Consider the following 19,546-nt stretch of genomic DNA (forward strand, 5'->3'; position numbering starts at 1 on the left):
GAATCGGCGGGCCGGGCAAGGGCGGGCCGGGCAAGGGCGGGCCGGGCAAGGGCGGGGCGGGCAAGGTCGGGCCGGGCAAGGGCGGGCCCGGCAAGGTCGGGCCGGGCAAAGGCGGCGAGGGCCGTCATCGCGCGGGGCCCAGGCGGCGGGCCGCGAGGGCCGCCGTCGCCGCCCGGTCGGGTTTGCGCGAGCGCCCCGACAGCGGGATCCGTTCCAGGAGCAGTGCGTCGGGCCGGGCCGTGCCCATCCGGCCGACCGGCTCCGACAGGGCGGCGCGCAGGGCCCGTTCGTCCGCGCCGCGCTGCGGCTGCACGACCGCGACGAGCCGTTCGTCGCCGTCTCCCGCCGGGATCCCGACGAGCACGGCCAGTTCCACCCCCGGCACGTGCAGGGCGGGCTCGTACAGCCCCGGGTAGATGTTCTCCGCCCGGCGCAGCACCATGTCCTTGCTCCGGCCCTCGAGGACGATGCGGCCCGCGCCGTCCAGCCGGGCCCGGTCGCCCGTACGCACCCACGCGTCGGGCTCCTCCCCGAGGTAGCGGTGGCGGGCCGCGGGACCGGACAGCAGCAGCTGCCCGCTCTCGTCCGGCTTGGCGAGCACGCCCGGCAGCGGCGCCCCGACCAGGTCCCCGGCCTCCTCGAAGGCGGACTTCTCGCGCGACTCGACCGCGGCGGCCGGGAACAGCTCGGTGAGCGCGTACACCCCCCAGGCCTCGGCCGCGCCCGCCGCGCGCACGCGTTCCAGCAGCCCGGCTCCGGCCGGGGCCGAGCCCGTCCACACCCGGCCGTGGAAGCGGGCACCCGCGCCCAGCGCGTCCCGCAGCCGGGGCGGGGTCAGGTAGGTGTCCTGCGGACGCAACCGGTGCAGTTGCCGCGCCAGCACCCGGGTGTTGCCCGCCGGGAGGGCGACGGGGGCACCGCGCGTCAGCGCGGGCACGAGGACGAAGAAGGTGCCGCCGAGCACCGGGCGGTCCCCCTGCGCGTCGAAGAGGGAGGAGACCGTGGCCATCCCGGCCGCCAGACTCGCCCGGGTGTGTACGACCGCCCGTGGCCGGGAGGTGGTCCCGGAGGTGAACACGATCACCGCGTCGGCGTCCCCGTCCAGGTCGGCGCCGGGCGCGGGCACCCCACCGCGCGGCGCGTCCGGGTCCAGTGCGGGCGCACAGCCCGGCAGCCTCGGCCCGACCGTGGCCACCGGCCCCAGCTCGGCCAGGTCCGGCAGCGCGAGCCGGGCCCGGCGGGCCAGCGGCCGGGCCCAGCCCGCCACCGCCTGCGCGGCCGCGTCGGCCAGCACCAGCGAGGGCCGGGCCAGCGCGAGGCGGGCGCGCAGCACATCGGGTCCGGCGCCCGGGTCCAGTACGGCCCCGCGCAGTCCGAGCCGCCACAGCGCGAGCAGGACGGCGAGGGCGCGCGGACCGGGGCGTACGGCGACCCCGACGGTGTCCCCGGCGCGCAGCCCGCGTGCGTGCAGGGCCGCGGCGAAGGCGTCGGCCAGCTCGGCGAGTTCGCCGCGGGTCGCGCGTACCCGGGGTGCGCCGGTACGGGTGGCGGTGAGCACGGCGGGCCGCTCGGGGCGGCTGCGCAGTGCGTGGTCGAGGCGGTCCAGCATCAGCGGGGGTCGTCCGTTCCGTGCGTGCCGCTGCCCTGATCGAGGTACCAGCGGGCGGTACCGGCGATCCCGTAGGCCCGCAGGCGCCGCGTCGAGTTCTCCACGACCATCTCCCGGCAGTGCGTGATCCGGTCGGTGTGGCGGCGTACGGCGTTCAGGAAGAGCCGGTCGGTCGGCGAGGGGCGCCGCGGCATGCCACCGACGGTCAGGTACAGCTCGGCCGTGATGGCCATGTTGTTCCCGGCGTGCATGCGGTACGGCGCCCGGTAGCCGCGCCGCCGGGCGTGCTCGGGCCGCAGCCGGCCGAAGAGCGCGGCGAGGGACACCAGTGCGCCGAACCCGGCCCGGCCGAGCGGGCCGTGCTCGTCGCGACGGGCCACGACCCGCCCGCACACCAGCCCGGGACTGCGGCGGAGCGCGGTCCGGGCGGCGCCGGTCCAGCCGGGACGGGGCAGGCAGTCGGCGTCCGTCCGGGCCAGCAGGGCGGCGCCCCGGCCGATCGCGTACCGGAAGCCGGTGTCCACCGCGGAGCCGACGCCCTTCTCCGGCTCCTCGATCACCTCCACCGGGAAGGGCGCGCCGGCCGCGAACGCGCGGGCCACGGCCCCCGTACCGTCCGCCGAGGCGTTGTCGACGACCAGCAGGGTGAAGTCCCGGTCCCGCTGCGCGGCGAGCGCCCGCAGGGTGTCGGCCAGCCGGGCCTCCTCCTCGTACGCGGGCACGATCACCCACATCGGGGCGTCCGCGGCCGTCACGACTTCTCCCAGACCATCGTCATGATGCTGATGCCACCGCCGAGCCCCACGAACAGCACCCGTTCCCCCGGGGCGAGTTCGCCGAAGACCCGGTCGAGCTGGAGCCCGATGCTCGCGCTCGCCACATTGCCGAGCTCCGGCACCGTCACCACGAGCTTCCCGGCGGGCACCCCGGTCAGTTCCGCGAACCGCTCCAGGTACGGCACGGTCACCTGGTGCACCAGCACCCTGGCGAAGCCGTCCCAGTCCATCCCCGTGCGGTGCAGCGTCCGGTCGATGACGGCCGTGCCCACCTTCTCGAAGACGCCCCGCAGTTCGTGCCCGTCGCCGCGGAAGTAGGTGTACGCGTCCCCGCGCGGGTGCCGCGACCCGCCGCCCGGGATGCCACCGACCTCCCAGTGCTCCGAGTGGGTCTCGGTGTCCACGTCGATGATCCCGCCGCGCTCCACGGCCTCCACGAGCACCGCCGCCCCCGCGTCGCCGAAGGTGTAGCCCGCGAAGCCCTCCCGCAGTTCCGCGAGATCGGCCGGGTCCCTGCGCACCGCCCGGCTCGGCGTCTCACCCGTGACCACCAGGGCCCGCCGCGCCCGACCGGCGAGGATCATGGAGCGGGCCAGGTCGATGCCGTTGACGAAGCTGTTGCAGGCGTTGGTGACGTCCAGGGCGTGGGCCCGCGAGCCCAGTTCCGCCTGCACGATGTGCGCGGTGGCCGGCTCGACCAGGTCGCGGGAGGCGGATGCGAACAGCAGCAGGTCCACGTCCAGCGGGCCGAGTCCGGCGGCGGCCAGGGCCCGGCGGGCGGCGCCCACCGCGAGGGTGGAGGCGTAGACGCCCTCGCCCGCGACCCGGCGGGAGACGATCCCCGTGGCCTGCGTCAGCAGCCTGGGCGGCAGCGTCAGGCCACTGCGGCGCGCCACCTCCCGCTGGAGGGCGTCCGAGGACAGCACCTCCTCGGGCAGCAGACTGCCGACGGCGGTTATCCCGGCGCGCGGCAGCGGATCACACGGCTGAATGAACATGCCCCCACGATGGCAATCCGGCCCGGCCCGGGGCCTGAGTACGGATGCTCAGTTCGCCGCCGCGGTCCGCACGGGCCGCCTGAGTACGCGGCCGGTGCCGGACCGCCGCCGCCAACCCCGCGACAGGCGGGGCTCGTTTACATAGGGTGAGACGGCAGGGGATCGTGGGCCACGGGGGAGGGCGCGACATGGCGGCACGCCGGTTACCGGTGCTGGCACAGTACCGGGACGACGCGGTGACCCGTCTGCTGTGCGCGGGCGCGCACCTGGACGAGGGCTTCGCCCGCGAGGTGGACGCGGAGCTCACCGAGGACCGGCTGCGCGCCACCGGACTCTCGCTCGGCATCGACCTGGTGGCCCTGGCCCGCCACGCGCGGGCTTCCGTCCGGCGCACCGACCTGCGCGACCGGCGTCTCGCCGGGCTCTGCGCGGCCGGCGTGTGGGCGGCGGTACCGGCCGCGCTGTACGGGCTGGTCGTGGGCCTGCCCGCCCTCGCCCTGGCGGCCGCGGCCGCATTCGTCCTCGCCTGGACGGCCGCATGGGGGCTGGTCCGCGGCGCCGAGGACGCGGCCCGCAGGGCGGCCCTGGGCGTCGAGCACGGCGCCCAGCGGCCGAAGGACCTTGCCCCCGGGGTCGGGGCGGAGGTGGAGGACCGGCTGCTGGAGCAGAGGCGGGCCAACGTGGTTCCGTACACGGCGAGCGCCGAGCGCACCAACCCGTTCGTCGGCAGCGGCTCGAAGATCAAGGAAATGGTCTGGCAGCCCATCGACGTCAGCCGCCCCGCCGACGATCCGGCGGGCGGCGGCAAGCTGACCATCAAGCCCTTCGACGCCGTCGACCTGCACAGCTTCATCGCCCGCGAGATGGAGCACATCGCCGGTCTGAAGGGACTGCGGGCCCGCAACCGGCTCTACGTGATAGGCGACCACGTCTCCTACGTCGGCCCCGACCTGCTCCCCGACCGGCTGCGCCGGCCGCGCGCCCAGATCCCCAAGCAGCTGGTGCAGGCCGGAGTGGTCCAGCCCGGCGCCGGCATGCGCACCTACCTGAGCCTGGAGCGGGCCGGCGAGGGGGGCCGCGTGATCGTCTCCATGCACCTGCGGGCCAGGCTCCAGCACCCCAGCCTGACCTGGGAAGTGGCCGCGTACGGGATCCCTCCGCTCCAGTCGCGCTTCTACCGGGTGCACCAGCTGCCTCAGGACGGCTGGGAGCGCTGGTGGAGTCTCTTCACCTTCGCCACCGCCACCACCGGGTCGGCGCTGGTCGGCGCCCCCGGGAGACTGTCCCGGCGGGCCTCCGCCCGGCGTGCGCGGGCCCGGGGGCTGGAGAAGTGGCGCCGCGAGATCGACCGGCGGCACCTGCGCTTCGACTACGGAGCCGTGGACAGCCTCCGCGAGCGGGTCGCCGACTGGGAGCAGCTGGGCTTCTCCGAGCGGACGGACTCCCAGGACTTCCTCCAGCGGCTCCAGCAGGGCGTGCTGATAGCGACCGAACGGTTCCTCAAGGACCACAACGTCGACACCAGCTCCTACGACCAGGCCCAGCAGGTGATCAACACCCACACGTACACCTTCCAGGGCGACATCCACTCCAGCAACATCGGCGCCCACGGCACCGTCAACCAGGCCGGTCAGGCCCAGGCACTGGGGAAGCCGGCCGGGCAACCCTGAACGAGGACGAGGAGCACCGCACTCATGAGCACCTACCACTTCCACGGGAACGTGTCCGGCCCCAACAACATCGGGGACCACGGCACCATCAACATCGGGGAGCAGGACACCGCCGCCCGCACCCTGCGCCTCGCCGCCGAGCTCGCCCAGTGGCTCCGGGCGGAGGGCGCCGGACCGGAGCGGCTCGACGCGGCGCAGGCCCTGCGCGGGGAGCTGGACCGGGCCGGGCAGGAGGGGCGCCCCGTCGAACCGGGCCTGATCCGGCGGTCGCTGGAGACCATCACCCTCGGCCTGGGCGCAGGCAGTACCGGCCTCGCCCTGGCCCAGGAGATCAGCCGGCTGCTGGGCTGATCCGGCTCACCTCGCCCGTACGACGGCCCGCGCACCGCCGAAGTCCAGCTCCAGCCCCGAACGCAGCGGCACGGTCTGCCCCGGAGCGATCTCCTGCGTGCTGCCGTCCGCGCGGGTACCCGTCCAGGCGGCCCCGGAGCGGTTGGCCAGCCCGAACTTCCCCGGGCGCTGCGGGTGTTCGGTGAGCTCCGCCACCAGCGTGCCGTCGCCGTAGTCGTGCCGGGCCGGCTCCGGCGCCAGGTGGTGCGCCTGCACGCGCGAGGACCGGTGCAGCAGGATGTGGTGCTCGGTGCGCGGCGGGGGCGTGGTCAGCACCAGCCGGGGCGGCAGGACCAGCGCGTTCCCGCAGCTCCAGCAGGTGCCCGCGGTGGCGGCCCGGGGTTCGGTCATGTTCTGCTTCCCGCAGTGGGCGCAGTCCACCACCGCGTCGAGGACCGCCCGGAGGGCGTCCCGCCACTGCGACTCCCGCACCCGGGCCGCGGGGTCGTGCAGGCCCCGGGTGAAGTTCCTGGTGAACAGGTCGCGCAGGGAGGCGGGCGCCACCGCCCAGGTGGCCAGTACCGTGGCGTGCTCGACGGGGTCGGGGGCGTTGGAGCGGTCCTGCGGGTCGAACAGGAACAGCGGGTCCTTCCCGTACAGCCTGCGCTCCGCGGCCTCGTCGAAGCAGTGGATGTCCAACTCCCGCCTGCCCATCAGCGGATGGTGGTTCATCAGCAGCATGAACAGCAGGACCGACAGGGAGTGCAGATCGCTCTGGGTGCCGGGGGAGACCCCAGGCTCGCCGCGCACCAGCTCGGGCGCCATGAACGCCATGGTGCCGGAGATGCCCGTGCTGTCGCCCTCGACCACCGCATTGTCGTTGTCGCAGACCAGCACCTCGCCGGTGACCGGATCGAAGAGCAGGTTCCCCCAGGAGATGTCCCGGTAGGCGATTCCGCGCGAGTGCAGCGCCTGATAGGCCTCGACCGTGTAGAGGCAGGCGGTGAGCAGCGCACGGATCGTGGTGCGCAGCTTGCGGCGGAAGAGCAGCGGCAGGCCCTTGAACCGGTCCGGGCGGATGTCCATCAGGTAGCCGAAGCCCCCGCGGCCGTCGGCCACGAAGTCGCGCGGCCACAGGAAGCGGTCGTCGTCGAAGCCGCGGTCCACCAGCTGACGGACGATGTCCTCCTGCTCCGGCGTCGCGCACGCCGGGTAGTACCACTTGAGGGCCTGGTCGCCGGACCCGGTGCGGACCCGGTAGACCTCCCCCTGGCCGCCGGCGCCGAGCAGGTCGAAGACCTCCACGCCCAGGCCGCTGTCGGCCGTCAGCCGGGTGCCGCTGTCGAGCATGCCGCTCATTGGTCACTCACTCCTGTACGGGTCTGTCATGTCGGAGATGTCGGCGGGTTCCGGTGTCCGGGCGGCCGGTTCCGGCGGTCCTGCCGGTTCCGCGGGTGCTGCCGCTCCCGCGGGTCCTGCCGGGGCCGCGGGTCCTGCCGGGGCCGCGGGTCCTGCCGGGGCCGTGGCGGTGTGCCAGGCCGCCACCAGGGTGGTGTCGTCCCCCGAGTGCTGGGAGGCCTTGGCCAGCCACTCCGGCAGGACGGCCCGGACGCACTCCGCGCCCTCCGCCGACAGCCGGTCGTCCAGGCCGGCCATGAACTGCCGGAAGCCGCTGTCCGAGGCGAAGCTCTTGGACAGCCCGTCGGTGGTGAGCGAGACCAGCCGCGGCGCCCGCGCGGGGGTGGTCACCGGCGCCCAGTGCGTACGCACCCGCAGCCAGGCCTGCGGGGAGCACAGGGACTCCGTCTCGTCGCCCAGATCGGCCTCGTCCGGCGCGAGCGGTACGGTCACCTGCCCGTCGTCGGTCACCACCGTCAGCTCGCCGTCGCCGAGCTGCCAGGCCGCGAAGACCCGGGGCGTCAGTACGGCGCCGACGAGCGTGCTCCCGTACAGCACCAGCTTGTCCGGAGGTGACAGCGCCGGCTCCTCGTGCGAGCTGGTCCGCGCCCAGTGCCCGAGCGCCTTCTCCTGCCAGGCGCTCACCAGTTGCCGCGGCAGCGTGTACTGGGCGTAGTTCATCAGCCAGGCCAGGCTCGGCGGCCGCAGCTCGCCCCGGGGCTCGGCGAGCGCCGCGAACTGCCTGGCCTGCTGGACGAACAGGTCCACCGCGAACCGGGAGCCCAGATGGCTGCGCGCGTGCACGGCCGAGCCGTGGCCGTCGGCCACCGCCATGATCAGCGGCTGTCCGGCGCTGCCGAGCCCCTCCACGTCGTAGTGGTCCTGGTTGCGCGTCTTGTTCACGCCCTGGACGCTGCCGTGGAGCGTGTCCCAGAGCGGGAGCGGCCCATGGGTCCGCACGGGCTCGCTCACCACACGTCGTCATCGTCGTCGTCGAGCACGGGCGGGGCGTAGGGCGGCTGCTTCACGGTCACGTCCGCGAACCCCGCCACCGGCTGGGAGGCTGCCTTCACCGCCGCCGTGGACGCCCAGCGGATCGCCGCCGCCAGCTGCTTGGGACTGTTCGCGTCCAGCGGCTGGAGCTCGGGATTGCCCAGGAACTCCTGGAGCACGTTGCGGTCGGCGTCCGCACCGATCGCGATGGCCACCCGGACGGCCTTGCGGCCCCACGGGGTCGCGTCCACCGCCCGCAGCCCCGCCTTCCAGTCGTCCGTCGGCACCCCGTCGGAGACCAGCGCCAGCACCGGCTTCAGCGCGCGCTGCGGCATCGGCGGGGTGTCCAGCTCGCGCGCCGCGAGCTGGAGGGCCTCCCCGAGGTTGGTCATCCCGTCCACCTGCACGTCCTGCCAGGTGAACTGCTCCACCGGCACCGGGTCCTTGTGGTGCCAGCGGGCCGTGGTGGAGAAGGTCATGGTGCGCAGCAGCAGCTGGGCCGCCGGGTTGTCCTGCGCCACGGAGAGCATCTCCGGAACGGCTTCTCTGATCGCGTAGTTGAGCTGGCCGATCTTCTCGCCCTGCATCGAGTACGAGCAGTCGATCAGCCAGATGAAGTGGACGGGCCGGTTCATCATCGGCCCGCCGGGGATGTCACTCACCGCGTATTCTCCTTCAACTTCCGGTCCACCCAGGGATGTACCGTGCCAGAGCCGCCACCGCGGCAGCCGCCGTCATCACGACCGCCGACACGAACAGGGCCCTCATCATCCGGCGGCCCCGCACGATCTGCGGTGTCATCATGGGGTGTTGCTCCTCTCGTTGCCGTGTGCGGGCCGCGCGTCCCGAGCGACCCGCGCCTGCGGCCGGTCCCCTGCGGCCCGCGCGTCCTGCCGGTTCCCGGTGAGCCGCCCCACGCGCAGCCCGGTCCGTGACAGCAGCCACAGCACCGGCTCCGCCGCCCGCCGCTGCTCGGTGTCCAGGGCGCCCGCCCCGGTGGCGGCGCGGGCGCTGACCACCCAGTACCGGGCCGCTGCGAAGTCGTGGCCCAGGACGCGGACCAGCTCGTCCAGCCCGATCCCGGTCAGCCACGCCTCGACCGGCTCCGTCGGCCGCGGCAGCGAGTCCAGCCGGTCCAGCACGTCCCGCTTGGTCACGACCGCGGCGACGGGCAGCCGCCCGCGACGGCCGCCGAGCCCCTGCAGCTCGCCGGTGAAACCCGCGTACGTCTCCACCGGGCCGAGGTCGGCCGGCCGGGCCGCCTCGGCCCGTTCGGTGTCGCCCGGGTGCAGGGCGCGGCGTACGACGGGCGCGGCGAGCACGTCGGTGACCAGCAGGACCCCGTCGGAGTGCGCGAGGTAGCCCTGGTCGCGGGTGGTGTCCGCGTCCCGGAGGGACTCGCCCATCGGGTCGTACAGGTAGAGCAGCCGACGCCGGAGGCCGTACCCGACCAGCAGCATCAGGGCGCGCGGCTGCCCGCCCTGGGTCTTGAGGGTCCACCCGGAGCTGCTCAGCTGCCGGCCGAGGGTGTTGGCCTCGCGCAGGTCGTCGGGGGAGGCGTATTCGACCGTCAGTCGGGACTCGTGCGACCAGGACCGCAGCCCTTCGAGCATGGCCGCCAGCAGCATGGTCTTCCCGGCGGAGGTGCCCCCGATCAGCGGCAGGTGCACGACCCGGGTGGTGCCGACGGCCGGGGGCAGGCTCCGGTCGCAGTGCGGGCAGCGGGCGGCGAGCCCCCGCCGCCCGGTCATCAGGGTGGTCGGCAGCCCCCTGCCGCAGCGGCACACGTGCCGCAGCGCTCCGAAGGCGCCCGGCCGCAGCTCGCGGTGGGCGGCGCCACAGCCCGGGCAGAGGTGGACGGCCAGCGGGAACGGCCGGTAGCAGCCGGGGTACGGGCACTTCATCCGGATGCCCAGGACCAGCTTCCACAGCCGCTCCGCGGTCCGCCCGGCCAGGGCGGCGGCCAGCACGGCCAACAGGACCAGGGCGAGCTGTACGGCGAAGAACAGCGCGACGCCCGCCAGCAGGACCGAGGCGAGCAGCGCGGACAGCACCGCGGCCAGCGCCGTACCGGGCGCCAGCAGGCGCAGCAGCAGCCTTCCGAAGCCGTTGTCGGCGAGCGCGCCGGTCTGCCCGTTGCGGCCGCGCAGCAGGCGGCGGCGCACCACTTCGCCGAGCCAGTGCCGGGTCAGCAGGTACCAGACGGTCAGTGCCGCCGCCTGTCCGGCGAACCGCGCGTCCAGCCACATCTGTCCGGCCCAGTAGGCGGGCTGGGCCGGCTCGGGACCCGGGTACGGGACGATCCGCGGGTCGCTGCTGCCCGGCGGGCTCGTCCGGAAGGCGGCCCAGGCGGCCGACAGGGCCAGCGCCAGGAACCGCCACAGCCCGTACCCGAGGCACACGGCGACCCCGATCACCCCGGTGAGGGTGCCCAGGATCCGGGCGATCAGCGCCGGATCGACCATGTCAGCCCCCATGGCCACCGGCCCCTTGACCGCCGGACCGATGACTCCCGGAACCGTGACCACCGGCCCCCTGCCCGCCCGACCCCTGACCGTCGCCGGAGCGGCGCCCGCCCCAGCGTTCGCGCAGGCGGCCGAAGGCGCCCGGCCGCTGCCAGCCGCGGAACTCGTCCGCCCAGCGGCCGCCCAGCCGGGCCAGCGCCTGCTCCACCTCCGCCAGCTCCGCCGGCGCGAGGCCCCGCACGGCCGGCCGCAGCACCCCGTCGAGCAGGTCCGTACGCGCCTCCTGCCAGAGCGGGCCGGCCTGCGGCTGCGAGGACCACACCGTGAAGCAGTCCGCCGCATAGCCGGGATCCAGCCGCAGCCGGTCGTGGACCACCGGCTTCCGTGCCGCCAGCCGGTAGGCGGCCAGCAGTTCCGCGTCGTTGCTCTCGATCAGCGCCCGCAGCTCGCTGTCCGGCCGGTCCGCGGCCAGCAGCCGCGCGCACAGGACCGCGTACGCGGTCTCCCGCGGACCCGGCTCCGGATCCAGTGACCGCAGGTCCAGCGCCTGGCGGACCCAGCCACCGCCCGCCGCGCCCGTCCGCAGGTTCCGGGCCAGCTCCAGCAGCAGCAGCGACGGCCGCAGCCGGGCCGGGATCTCCTCCTGGAACTGGCCGAGGAGCTCCGGTGCCAGCTCCAGCGCCCCGTCGTCCCCGGCCGGCGCGCGTACCGCCGCCCGTACGAGCAACTCCCAGGTCCCGGCCTCCCGGTGGACCTGCGCCCCGGTCGCCATGAGCACCAGCCCCGCCTCGTCCGCCCCGGGCGGCTCCCCGTCCCACACCAGCCGCATCGCGGTCCGCAGCACCAGCGGCTCCGCGTACAGCGAGACGCCCGAGTGGGCCAGCAGGGTGTTCAGCGCGCCGACCCGGTCCTGGCCGGCCGCGGCGGCCACCGCCGGGGATTCGGCGCACATCCGCAGGTGAGGCCGCGCGTCGGCCGCGGTCGGCCGCAGCGCGGTCCCGGCGAACAGCCGCCGCCCCGCGGCCGGATCGCCCGCCGCGAGCGAGTCCAGCCGGTCGAGTACGAGGGCGCGCAGCCCGGGCAGTTCGGCCAGCGCGGCCCGCACCCCCGCCCCGTACGCCCGCTCCGGATCGCCGAGCAGGGCGAGGGCCAGCTGCCGGGCCACCGCGGGCAGCAGGTCGCTCACGTCCACCCCGAGCACCGAGGCCACCCGCAACAGCCCCGCGGGATGCTCCGGTTCGGCCGCGGGCCCGCTCAGCGCCGCCCGCAGGCCCGGCTCCAGCTCCGCCGCGAGCCGGCTCCGGACGGCCGCGCCCAGGGCGCCCGCGGTGGGCAGGGCCGCGGGCGGCGCGCCGGTCCGTACCGCCTCGGTCAGGGTCAGGGCCACCAGCGGCTCGCACACCGTGGGCGGTGCCCAGCCGTCCAGGGCCGCGAGCAGCCGCCCGGCCGCCTCGACCTCCGCCGGCTCCCGGTCCCCGGCCGGGCCGCCCAGCGCCAGGGCCAGCGCCTGCAGTCGTACGCCGTCCAGCGCGTCCCGGTGCCCGGCCGCCCAGTCGGCGGCCGCCGTCCGGCCGGGGGAGGGCAGGGCGATGCCCGCGGCCAGGGCGAGCGCGGCCAGCGGGCCCGCGTCGTACGGCCCGGCGGCGAGCCGCCGGACCTCGGCGACCAGATCCTGGCGCTGCCCCTGCCAGATCCGCGCGGCGGTGTCCGCCCACACGTCCGGCGGCCCGACGGAGGGGGCGGCGGAGCGGGAGGCGTCGTACACCCGGTAGCGGTGCTCCTGCCCGGCGAGGCCGAGCCCGTCCTCCGGCATCACGCCGATGATCTGCTGCCGGGCGAGCTGCGGCCGCCGGGTGTAGGTGGTGAAGGTGAGCCACTGACCCCGCTGGTGCGGCAGCACACTGCACGCGAGCATGATCCAGCGGGCCACGGCCTCGCTGTCCGCCTCCACGAGCACGATCTGCGGGGCGTCCGGGTCCTCGCCGAGACGGCGCACATCGGCGAAGAAGGCGGCCAGCCACGGCGCGCGGGCGGCGACGAAGGCGGCCAGCGCGGCCCGGTCCAGCCGGCCCGGCGCGGGCACCGCGGCCAGCGCCGGCACGCCGCCCGGCGGGGTGGCGGCGGCCCACTGGGGCGATCCCCAGGCGGTGATCGGCAGTTCGCCCACGGCCGGGCCGGAACCGGCGGGCTGCGGCAGGTGCACCGCATGGGCGTGGAAGTTGCCCCACCGGCCGCTGTAGTCGGCGCCCGTGTACACCGAACGCGCCAGCAGCCGACTGCCGTCGCCCAGCACGTTCAGGCTGAGGGCCTGCGGGAAGGCGGCCAGCTCGTGCGGCCCCGGCCGCGGCGGCGCGTCCCGGGGCGGCTCGTAGCCGATCAGCTGCTCCGCCTCGCGCAGCAGGGCGGCCGGCACCCCGGGGCTGACGGCCGTGAACCGGAAGCCGGAACCGTCTGGACCGGGCGGCGCCGAGGTGTAGTGCAGTTGGGCGAGATTCATGAGTTCCCCTCCGAGCCGGTACGGGCACCCGTGCCCGAGCCGGTACGGGAACCCCCGCCGGCGGCGCCGCCGGCGCGCGGCAGCAGCCCGCCCAGCCCCAGCAGCCACAGCAGCGGGTCCTCCACGCGCAGCGGCCGCGGCCCCGACTTCGGGGCGTCGGCCGGTGCGTCCGCGGGCGGCGGCGAGCCGAGCGCCGAGAGCCCGAACAGCGACAGCTGTGCGAAGTCCCGCTCCAACTGCCGCAGCAGCGCACCCGAGTCCCAGCCGTCGAGCAGCGCGCGCATCTCCTCGTGCACCGTCTGCCGGTCCTCCTCGTCCAGCGCGCCGGCGGAATGGTCGGCGTTGCGCAGCAGCGGCGAGTGCGGCTCCAGCAGCGGCGCCAGCGAGTCCGTCTTGGTCACGGCCACCGCCACCGGGGTGGTGACCCGGCCGCGCGAGGAGCCCCGTCCGTGGGCGCGCAGCTGGGCCGCGAGATCCGCGGCGATCTGCTGCGGCGGCGTCTCGATGACCGGCAGCGGCGGCCCGTCGTCCAGCGGCAGCCGGTCGCGCACCGCCCGCATCTGCAGCGGGTCCACGAGCAGGATGATCCCGTCGGCGGCGGCCAGGTAGTGCGTGTACCGGTCCATGGCCTCGGCGCTGCCGAGGTCCTCGCCCGCCGCGTCGAAGAACACCAGCGCGGTGTGCCGGCTGCCGTCCCCGCGCAGCCGGCGCCGCAGCGGCAGGCTCAGCCGGTACAGCAGCGGGTCGTTGAAGCCCAGGGCCGCCGGCCTGGTGGCCCCCGGCAGCCGCAACCGGTCGTAGAGGTCCTCGGCCAGCTCCCGGTCCCGCCGCTGGGTCTCGCCGCCCATGGCGGTCACCGAGGCCCCGTACGCCCGGCCGACCCTGCCGCGCAATTCGCCCAGCAACACCGAGACGTAGGTGCTCTTGCCGGAGGCCTTGGGGCCGAGCAGGGCGATGATCCGGGTGTCCTGGTCGCAGTAGTCGCTCGGGAAGTCGCTGTGGCAGCGCCGGCAGACCCGCACCGGGGTGGACCCGCCGCAGGCGGGGCAGTCCGCGCGCGAGCCGCCCGCCTTCGGCGCGAGGCGCCGGCCGAGGCCGCGCGGGGCGGTGAAGACCGGGCCGCGCATCTTCAGTGCGGGGGGCACGCTCGGGCCCATGAACTCGGCCCACACAGTGTCGAGTTCGGCGCTGCACGGTCTGGCGCCGCGCACCCCCGTGGCGGACATCTGGCAGCGGTAGGGCAGCCGGGCCGCCGGGGACCGGTCGAAGCAGTAGGGGCAGACGACGGAGGTCATGTCAGCGGACCACCAGGGAGAGGAGAGGAGGCTCTTCGAGCCGGACGGAGGCGGCGGCGCCGCCGAGGAGGAAACCGCGCAGGGCGTAGGGGCGGCCGGGCGCGGCCGTGGTGTCGATCGGGCGCTCCACCGTGCCGGTGCCCGTCCCGGTGCCCGCGGCCGCGGCCGCGAGTTCGGCTCCGGTCACCCGGCACACGGGCGTGCCGCCGGCCGGGCCGCCCGGGCGCCGCGGGTTGCGGCCGCCGTCCCCCCGGGCCACGAGCAGGAGCTCGGGGAGGTCCGGGCCGGTGCCGCCGCCCGGTGCCCGTACGGTCACCCGCAGGACGGCGGGCCCGCGGCGCAGTCCGCGCCGGGGGCCGGGCACCAGTTCGTAGGCGATGGCCACGTCGGCGGGCAGCTCCGCGCGGGCGTCGGCCGCGGGAGCGGCGAGTACGGACCGGGCGCTGCGCGGCGCGGCATGCGCTTCGACGGACAACGCGGCCGGGGTGACCGGCAGGTGGAGGCCCTCGCGCAGGAAAACGCTCCGGGCCACGGCGTGTCGGGTGCTCCGGCCGTCCTGGGTGACGGTGGCGGTGACCGTGCCCGCGGCGCCGGGCCAGTCGAAGGTGACGTGGACCAGGTCGGGCGCGGTACGCCGCAGCGCGAGCCCGGTCACCGGCAGCGGGGCCTCGACCAGGACGCAGGGCCCGGCCAGGGCCCGCCCGCCCAGGACGGACACGGCGGACACGGTGGTCAGCGATCCCGGCGGCGGCGCTCCGATCGAGACCGGCGCGCCGGATCGGGGTCCCGCCGGGTCCTCTCCGGCCGTGTCCTCTCCGGCCGGGTCTCCTCCGGTCCAGCCCCGTCCCGCCCAGTCCAGCGGCGGCGGCAGCTCGGCCGCCGCCAGTTCGGCCCCCTCGGCGGGGGCCTCGCCGGGCCACTCCACCAGCCGGACCTCGCCGTCGTCGCCGCCGGTCCGCCGGAACTCCACCCCGCCCGCCGCCCGGGCCGTCGCCGTCAGGGTGCGTAGGGGGGCCGGCCAGACGTGCACGGTGACCGAGGCCGTCACGGCCGTGGAGAGCACCCCGCGGCCGGCGCGTCCCGTCGGGGCGTACCGGACCCGCACCGCCAGCTCGTACAGCCCGGGGGCCAGGCCCTGCGCACGCACGGTCTCCCGCAGGCCGGCCCGCACGGTCGGTGGCACCGGGGGTACCGGAGCGCGTCCCCCGGGCCCGGTCAGCGTCACCTCGCAGTGGGCGGCGCCCGCCGGCGGCGTCCACGAGGCCTCGATCCACCCGTCGCCGTCGCCGACCCTCAGCTCCGTCACCGCCGGGGCGACCGCCAGCGGGGCGCTGATCAGCGGCGGTCCGTCGACGGCGCCGTCGGCCCGGAGCGGAAGTGCCACATGGCGGACCTCCACGCCGGTGCCGGCGCCGCGGTCCACGAGCACGCCCCCGGCCGGCCGGCCCGCCACCTCGGCGAGCGGGGCACCGGCCGGCTCCCCGCGGGTGAGCCGCACCACCCGCCAGCGCGCGCCCCCGAACTCTCCGGTCGGCCAGTGCAGTTCGACACCACCGGGGACGAGCACGGACTCCAGCGGGCCGGGGTCCGCGGGATCAGGCCGGTAGCTGCGCACCAGCCCGCGCACCGCGCGCGGGCAGTCGCCCGCCAGCGCCACCGCCTCCTCGTAGTGGAGGCAGGCCCGCTCCGGATCCCCCCGCTCCTCGTGGCGCCGGGCCACCGCGAGCTCGGCGTCGGCGGCCGCGTTCCGTGCGGCCAGTCCGGCGAGGAGGGCCCCCAGCGCCCGGTCCCCGTCCGCGGGCGGCAGCAGGGCGGCCCGGCGGGCGGCGGAGCGGATCCGGTGCTCCAGCAGGTCGTCCCGCAGGGCCTCGGCGGCGGCCCGCTGCCCGCCGTCCAGCCGGGCCCGCCGGGCGGCGGCGTGGACCAGGGCGGCGGCCTCGGCCGGGTCGACCCCGAAGCCGGTCGCGGTGGCCGGCAAATGCCCCTGGGGGTGGTCGTGGAGCAGGTGGGTGAGCTGGTACAGCAGGATCCGGCGCAGGGCGGCGGGGTCCGCCTCCTGGATCCCGGCCAGCCGCTCCAGCAAGCGGGCCGCGGCGGGTTCGGCCTGTTCCCGGCGCAGCGCCCGCAGCACCCCGGCGCCCACGTGGCGGCGCCGACCGGGTCCGGTGACGGCGAAGATCCCGTCGAGCACCCGTAACCGGCCGCCGGGCGGAACCAGCAGTTCGCCCAAGTGGCGCAGGCCGATGCCCTGTTGTGCGGCGAGGAGTTCCCCGTAACCTCCCAGCAGCGGCGCCAACGGCAGGCCGGAGAGCGCGCGGGACAGCCCGATGGCATGCCCGAACTCCGTCCCGGCCATCGCTCTGCGCCCCCCGTGCAGTGTGTGGGAGGTCATTTCAGCAGATACGCAGGTCGTTCGGGAGCTCTTTTCGTTCTCCAGGTGTACGGCGCAGTGTCACGAAGTGATCTCCGGCCGGTACCCCGGGACCGCTGTCCTTGGGGCGCCCCTCGACTCCCCCCTCACCCGCAGAGGTCGTCACCCCATGGCAGAACTCAATCGTCGCAGGTTCCTGCAGATAGCCGGTGGCACCGCGGCCCTCACGATGCTGAACGACAGCATCGCGCGGGCCGCCGCCATCTCGGCACAGGGCACCACCGGAACGATCCAGGACATCGAGCACATCGTCGTCCTCATGCAGGAGAACCGGTCCTTCGACCACTACTTCGGCGCGATGAAGGGGGTCCGGGGCTTCGGTGACCCGCGGCCGGTCCTCCAGGACAACGGCAAGTCCGTCTTCCACCAGTCCAACGGCACGAAGGACGTCCTGCCCTTCAACCCGCAGATCCAGGACCTCGGGATGCAGTTCCTGGAGGGGCTCAACCACGACTGGGCCGGCGGCCACCAGGCGTACAACAACGGCAAGTACGACAAGTGGGTCCCGGCCAAGACGGCCACGACCATGTCGTACATGACCCGGAACGACATACCGTTCCACTACGCCCTCGCCGACGCCTTCACGGTGTGCGACGCCTACCACTGCTCCTTCATCGGCGCCACCGACCCGAACCGCTACTACCTGTGGACGGGCCACACGGGCAATGACGGAACGGGCGGCGGCCCGGTCCTAGGCAACCAGGAGGCCGGCTACGGCTGGAAGACGTACCCCGAGCGGCTGGAGTCCGCCGGCGTCTCGTGGAAGGTCTACCAGGACATCGGCGACGGCCTGAACGCCGCCGGCTCCTGGGGCTGGATCAACGACGCCTTCCGCGGCAACTACGGCGACAACTCCCTGCTGTACTTCAACAGCTACCGCAATGCCCAGCCCGGCAGCGCCCTGTACGAGAAGGCCCGCACCGGCACGAACGTCAAGGCGGGCGAGGGCTACTTCGACCGGCTGCGCGCGGACGTGGTGAACGGCGCCCTGCCCCAGGTCTCGTGGATCGCCGCTCCCGAGGCGTTCAGCGAGCACTCGAACTGGCCGACGAACTTCGGTGCCTGGTACATCTCGAAGGTCCTGGACGCGCTGACCGCGAACCCGGCGGTCTGGGCCAGGACCGCGCTGTTCATCACCTACGACGAGAACGACGGCTTCTTCGACCACGTGGTCCCGCCGTACCCGCCGGCCTCCGCGTCCTGGGGCCTGTCCACGGCGGACGTGTCGAAGGACCTCTACGCGGGCGGTGGCGGCTACGCGGCCGGACCGTACGGGCTCGGCCCGCGCGTCCCGATGATCGTGGTCTCCCCCTGGAGCAAGGGCGGCTACGTCTGCTCCGAGACCTTCGACCACACCTCGGTGATCCGTTTCATGGAGAAGCGCTTCGGGGTGCAGGAGCCGAACATCTCGCCCTGGCGCCGCGCCGTCTGCGGCGACCTGACCTCGGCCTTCGACTTCACCCGCGCCGACGCCGCGCCCGCCGCGCTCCCGTCCACGGCCGGCTACGTCCCGCCGGACAAGGACCGCCACCCGTCCTACCACCCCACCCCGCCGGCGACGGGCACCCTGCCCCGGCAGGAAGCCGGCTCCAAGCCGACCCGCGCGCTCGGCTACAGCCCCTACGTGGACGGCGCCCGCACCACCTCCACCGGCAAGTTCACCCTGACCTTCGCCTCCGGCCCGACCCTGGGCGCCCACTTCCACAGCACCTCGGGCAACCGTACGGACGGCCCCTGGCCCTACACGGTCGAGGCGGGCAGGACCCTCTCGGACACCTGGTCCACCAGCAGCTCCACCGGCAACCAGATCAACCTCACGGTCTGGGGCCCGAACGGCTTCCTGCGCACCTGGAAGGGCCCGGCGAAGAAGGCCGGCCCGGAGGTCACGGCCCGCCACGTGGCGGCCACCGGGAACCTCGCCCTGACGCTGGCCAACTCCGGGACGACGGCCGTCAACCTCACGGTGACCAACGCCTACGGCGGCGCGCCCCAGACCCTCCGGGTGGCGGCCGGTGCGACGGTCTCCCACACGGTCACCCTCGCCGCCTCGGGCCAGTGGTACGACGTGCAGGTCGTCTCCGACGCCGACGCCACCTTCCTACGGCGTTTCGCCGGACACGTGGAGACAGGCGCCGCGGGCATCTCGGACCCGGCGATCAAGACCGTCTGACCCGGTCCTCCTGCTGCGGGGCGGCCCGCAGCAGGAGGTTCCGCGCGGGATGCCGCCCGCGCGGTGTGACCGCGGGTCCGGTGGGCAGAACCCTCGGCGTCGGATTTCCACGCCAGGTCACCGAGGGAGAACGCATGGCCATCGCCCACCGCAGGATCGGCACCGGACCCGTCCGCGTCATCGTGCTGCACGACTGGTTCGGCACCTCCGCGAACTGGGGTTCCGTACTGGACCACCTGGACCCCGAGGGCTTCAGCTACGTCTTCCTGGACTACCGCGGCTACGGCGACCGGCGCGACGTCTCCGGCCGTCACAGCCTGGCCGAGATCGCCGACGACGTCCTCGAACTCGCCGACCAGCTCGGCTGGGACACCTTCTCCCTCCTCGGCCACTCCATGGGCGGCAAGGCGGCCCAGCAGGTCCTGGTCCGCGCCCCCGAGCGGGTCGAGAAGCTGATCGGCCTCGCGCCCGTGCCGGCCGAGCCCTACGCGATGGACGACGCGACCCACGCCCTCTTCCACGGCGCCGCCGCCGACCCCGACAAGCGCCGGACCATCCTCGACCTGGTCACCGGAAACCGGGTGAGCCGGCACTGGCTCGACGGCATGGTCGCGCACTCCCTCGCCGTCTCCCGCCCCGAGGCCTTCGCCGGGTACCTCGCCAGCTGGCAGCCCCTCGACCTGTCCTCCGCGGTGAAGGGCAACACCGTCCCGGTGCTCGTCCTCGTCGGGGAGTACGACCTGGCGATCACCCCGGATGTGATGCGCGCCACGTGGCAGGCCTCGTATCCGGACTGCCGGATCGTGACCGTCCCGGGCTCCGGCCACTACCCGCCGCACGAGACCCCGGTGGCCTTCGTCACCGAGGTGGAGGCCTTCCTGCGGATCTAGCCCGGGGCACACGAAAAATCCCGT

The 19,546-nt window shown here is 75.1% G+C and carries 14 protein-coding genes; 4 read left to right on the forward strand and 10 right to left on the reverse strand.

Annotated features, from left to right (window positions below; all coding sequences use genetic code 11):
* Nucleotides 1-124: 124 nt before the first annotated feature.
* The 3 genes from IE257_RS11650 to IE257_RS11660 are packed head-to-tail and all read right to left on the reverse strand — an operon-like array spanning nucleotide 125 to nucleotide 3,383.
* Complete coding sequence (locus tag IE257_RS11650) at nucleotides 125-1,609, reverse strand: AMP-binding protein (protein ID WP_189967550.1); 1,485 nt, start codon at nucleotides 1,607-1,609, stop codon at nucleotides 125-127.
* Nucleotides 1,609-2,364 carry a glycosyltransferase family A protein gene (locus IE257_RS11655; RefSeq protein ID WP_229920284.1) on the reverse strand — a complete coding sequence of 252 codons (756 nt, stop codon included), beginning with the start codon at nucleotides 2,362-2,364 and terminating at the stop codon, nucleotides 1,609-1,611. The genes IE257_RS11650 and IE257_RS11655 overlap by 1 nt, the downstream gene beginning before the upstream one ends.
* Nucleotides 2,361-3,383: a 3-oxoacyl-ACP synthase III family protein gene (locus tag IE257_RS11660; protein ID WP_189967552.1), complete on the reverse strand. Its 1,023-nt coding sequence runs from the start codon at nucleotides 3,381-3,383 to the stop codon at nucleotides 2,361-2,363. The genes IE257_RS11655 and IE257_RS11660 overlap by 4 nt, the downstream gene beginning before the upstream one ends.
* A 188-nt stretch (nucleotides 3,384-3,571) precedes the next feature.
* Here IE257_RS11660 and IE257_RS11665 point away from each other — a divergent pair, with 188 nt between their 5' ends.
* Both IE257_RS11665 and IE257_RS11670 read left to right on the forward strand, forming a co-directional pair.
* Complete coding sequence (locus tag IE257_RS11665; RefSeq protein ID WP_189967554.1) at nucleotides 3,572-5,053, forward strand: AbeC-like domain-containing protein; 1,482 nt, start codon at nucleotides 3,572-3,574, stop codon at nucleotides 5,051-5,053.
* Between the two features lie 24 nt (nucleotides 5,054-5,077).
* Nucleotides 5,078-5,404: a hypothetical protein gene (locus IE257_RS11670; RefSeq protein WP_189967556.1), complete on the forward strand. Its 327-nt coding sequence runs from the start codon at nucleotides 5,078-5,080 to the stop codon at nucleotides 5,402-5,404.
* A 6-nt stretch (nucleotides 5,405-5,410) separates the two neighbouring features.
* Here the strand turns inward: IE257_RS11670 and IE257_RS11675 are convergent, their stop codons facing one another.
* The 7 genes from IE257_RS11675 to IE257_RS11705 form a co-directional block, all read right to left on the reverse strand.
* Nucleotides 5,411-6,742, reverse strand: a complete 1,332-nt coding sequence (locus IE257_RS11675; RefSeq protein WP_189967559.1) for a protein kinase domain-containing protein — start codon at nucleotides 6,740-6,742, stop codon at nucleotides 5,411-5,413.
* A gap of 3 nt (nucleotides 6,743-6,745) precedes the next feature.
* Nucleotides 6,746-7,753 (reverse strand): PP2C family serine/threonine-protein phosphatase, encoded by a 1,008-nt coding sequence (locus IE257_RS11680; RefSeq protein ID WP_229920285.1) that lies wholly within the window; start codon nucleotides 7,751-7,753, stop codon nucleotides 6,746-6,748.
* Nucleotides 7,750-8,412 carry a vWA domain-containing protein gene (locus tag IE257_RS11685; RefSeq protein WP_189968294.1) on the reverse strand — a complete coding sequence of 221 codons (663 nt, stop codon included), beginning with the start codon at nucleotides 8,410-8,412 and terminating at the stop codon, nucleotides 7,750-7,752. Before IE257_RS11685 ends, IE257_RS11680 begins: the two co-directional genes overlap by 4 nt.
* 162 nt (nucleotides 8,413-8,574) lie before the next feature.
* Nucleotides 8,575-10,251 (reverse strand): TRAFAC clade GTPase domain-containing protein, encoded by a 1,677-nt coding sequence (locus IE257_RS11690; RefSeq protein ID WP_189967561.1) that lies wholly within the window; start codon nucleotides 10,249-10,251, stop codon nucleotides 8,575-8,577.
* Nucleotides 10,241-12,736: a GTPase-associated protein 1-related protein gene (locus tag IE257_RS11695; RefSeq protein ID WP_189967563.1), complete on the reverse strand. Its 2,496-nt coding sequence runs from the start codon at nucleotides 12,734-12,736 to the stop codon at nucleotides 10,241-10,243. Before IE257_RS11695 ends, IE257_RS11690 begins: the two co-directional genes overlap by 11 nt.
* Entirely contained in the window at nucleotides 12,733-14,031 is a 1,299-nt protein-coding gene (locus IE257_RS11700; protein WP_229920286.1) for a TRAFAC clade GTPase domain-containing protein, read from the reverse strand. The genes IE257_RS11695 and IE257_RS11700 overlap by 4 nt, the downstream gene beginning before the upstream one ends.
* 1 nt (nucleotide 14,032) lies before the next feature.
* The gene (locus IE257_RS11705) at nucleotides 14,033-16,423 is read right to left on the reverse strand and encodes a hypothetical protein (RefSeq protein ID WP_189967565.1); all 2,391 of its coding nucleotides are present in this window, start codon (nucleotides 16,421-16,423) and stop codon (nucleotides 14,033-14,035) included.
* A gap of 148 nt (nucleotides 16,424-16,571) precedes the next feature.
* On the opposite strand from IE257_RS11705, the gene IE257_RS11710 reads away from it, so the two are divergent.
* Entirely contained in the window at nucleotides 16,572-18,632 is a 2,061-nt protein-coding gene (locus IE257_RS11710; RefSeq protein WP_189967567.1) for a phosphocholine-specific phospholipase C, read from the forward strand.
* Nucleotides 18,633-18,766: 134 nt separating this feature from the next.
* Entirely contained in the window at nucleotides 18,767-19,522 is a 756-nt protein-coding gene (locus tag IE257_RS11715) for an alpha/beta fold hydrolase (protein ID WP_189967568.1), read from the forward strand.
* Nucleotides 19,523-19,546: the final 24 nt, after the last annotated feature.

It is taken from the genome of Streptomyces avidinii, from assembly GCF_014650695.1.
Lineage (GTDB): Bacteria > Actinomycetota > Actinomycetes > Streptomycetales > Streptomycetaceae > Streptomyces > Streptomyces avidinii.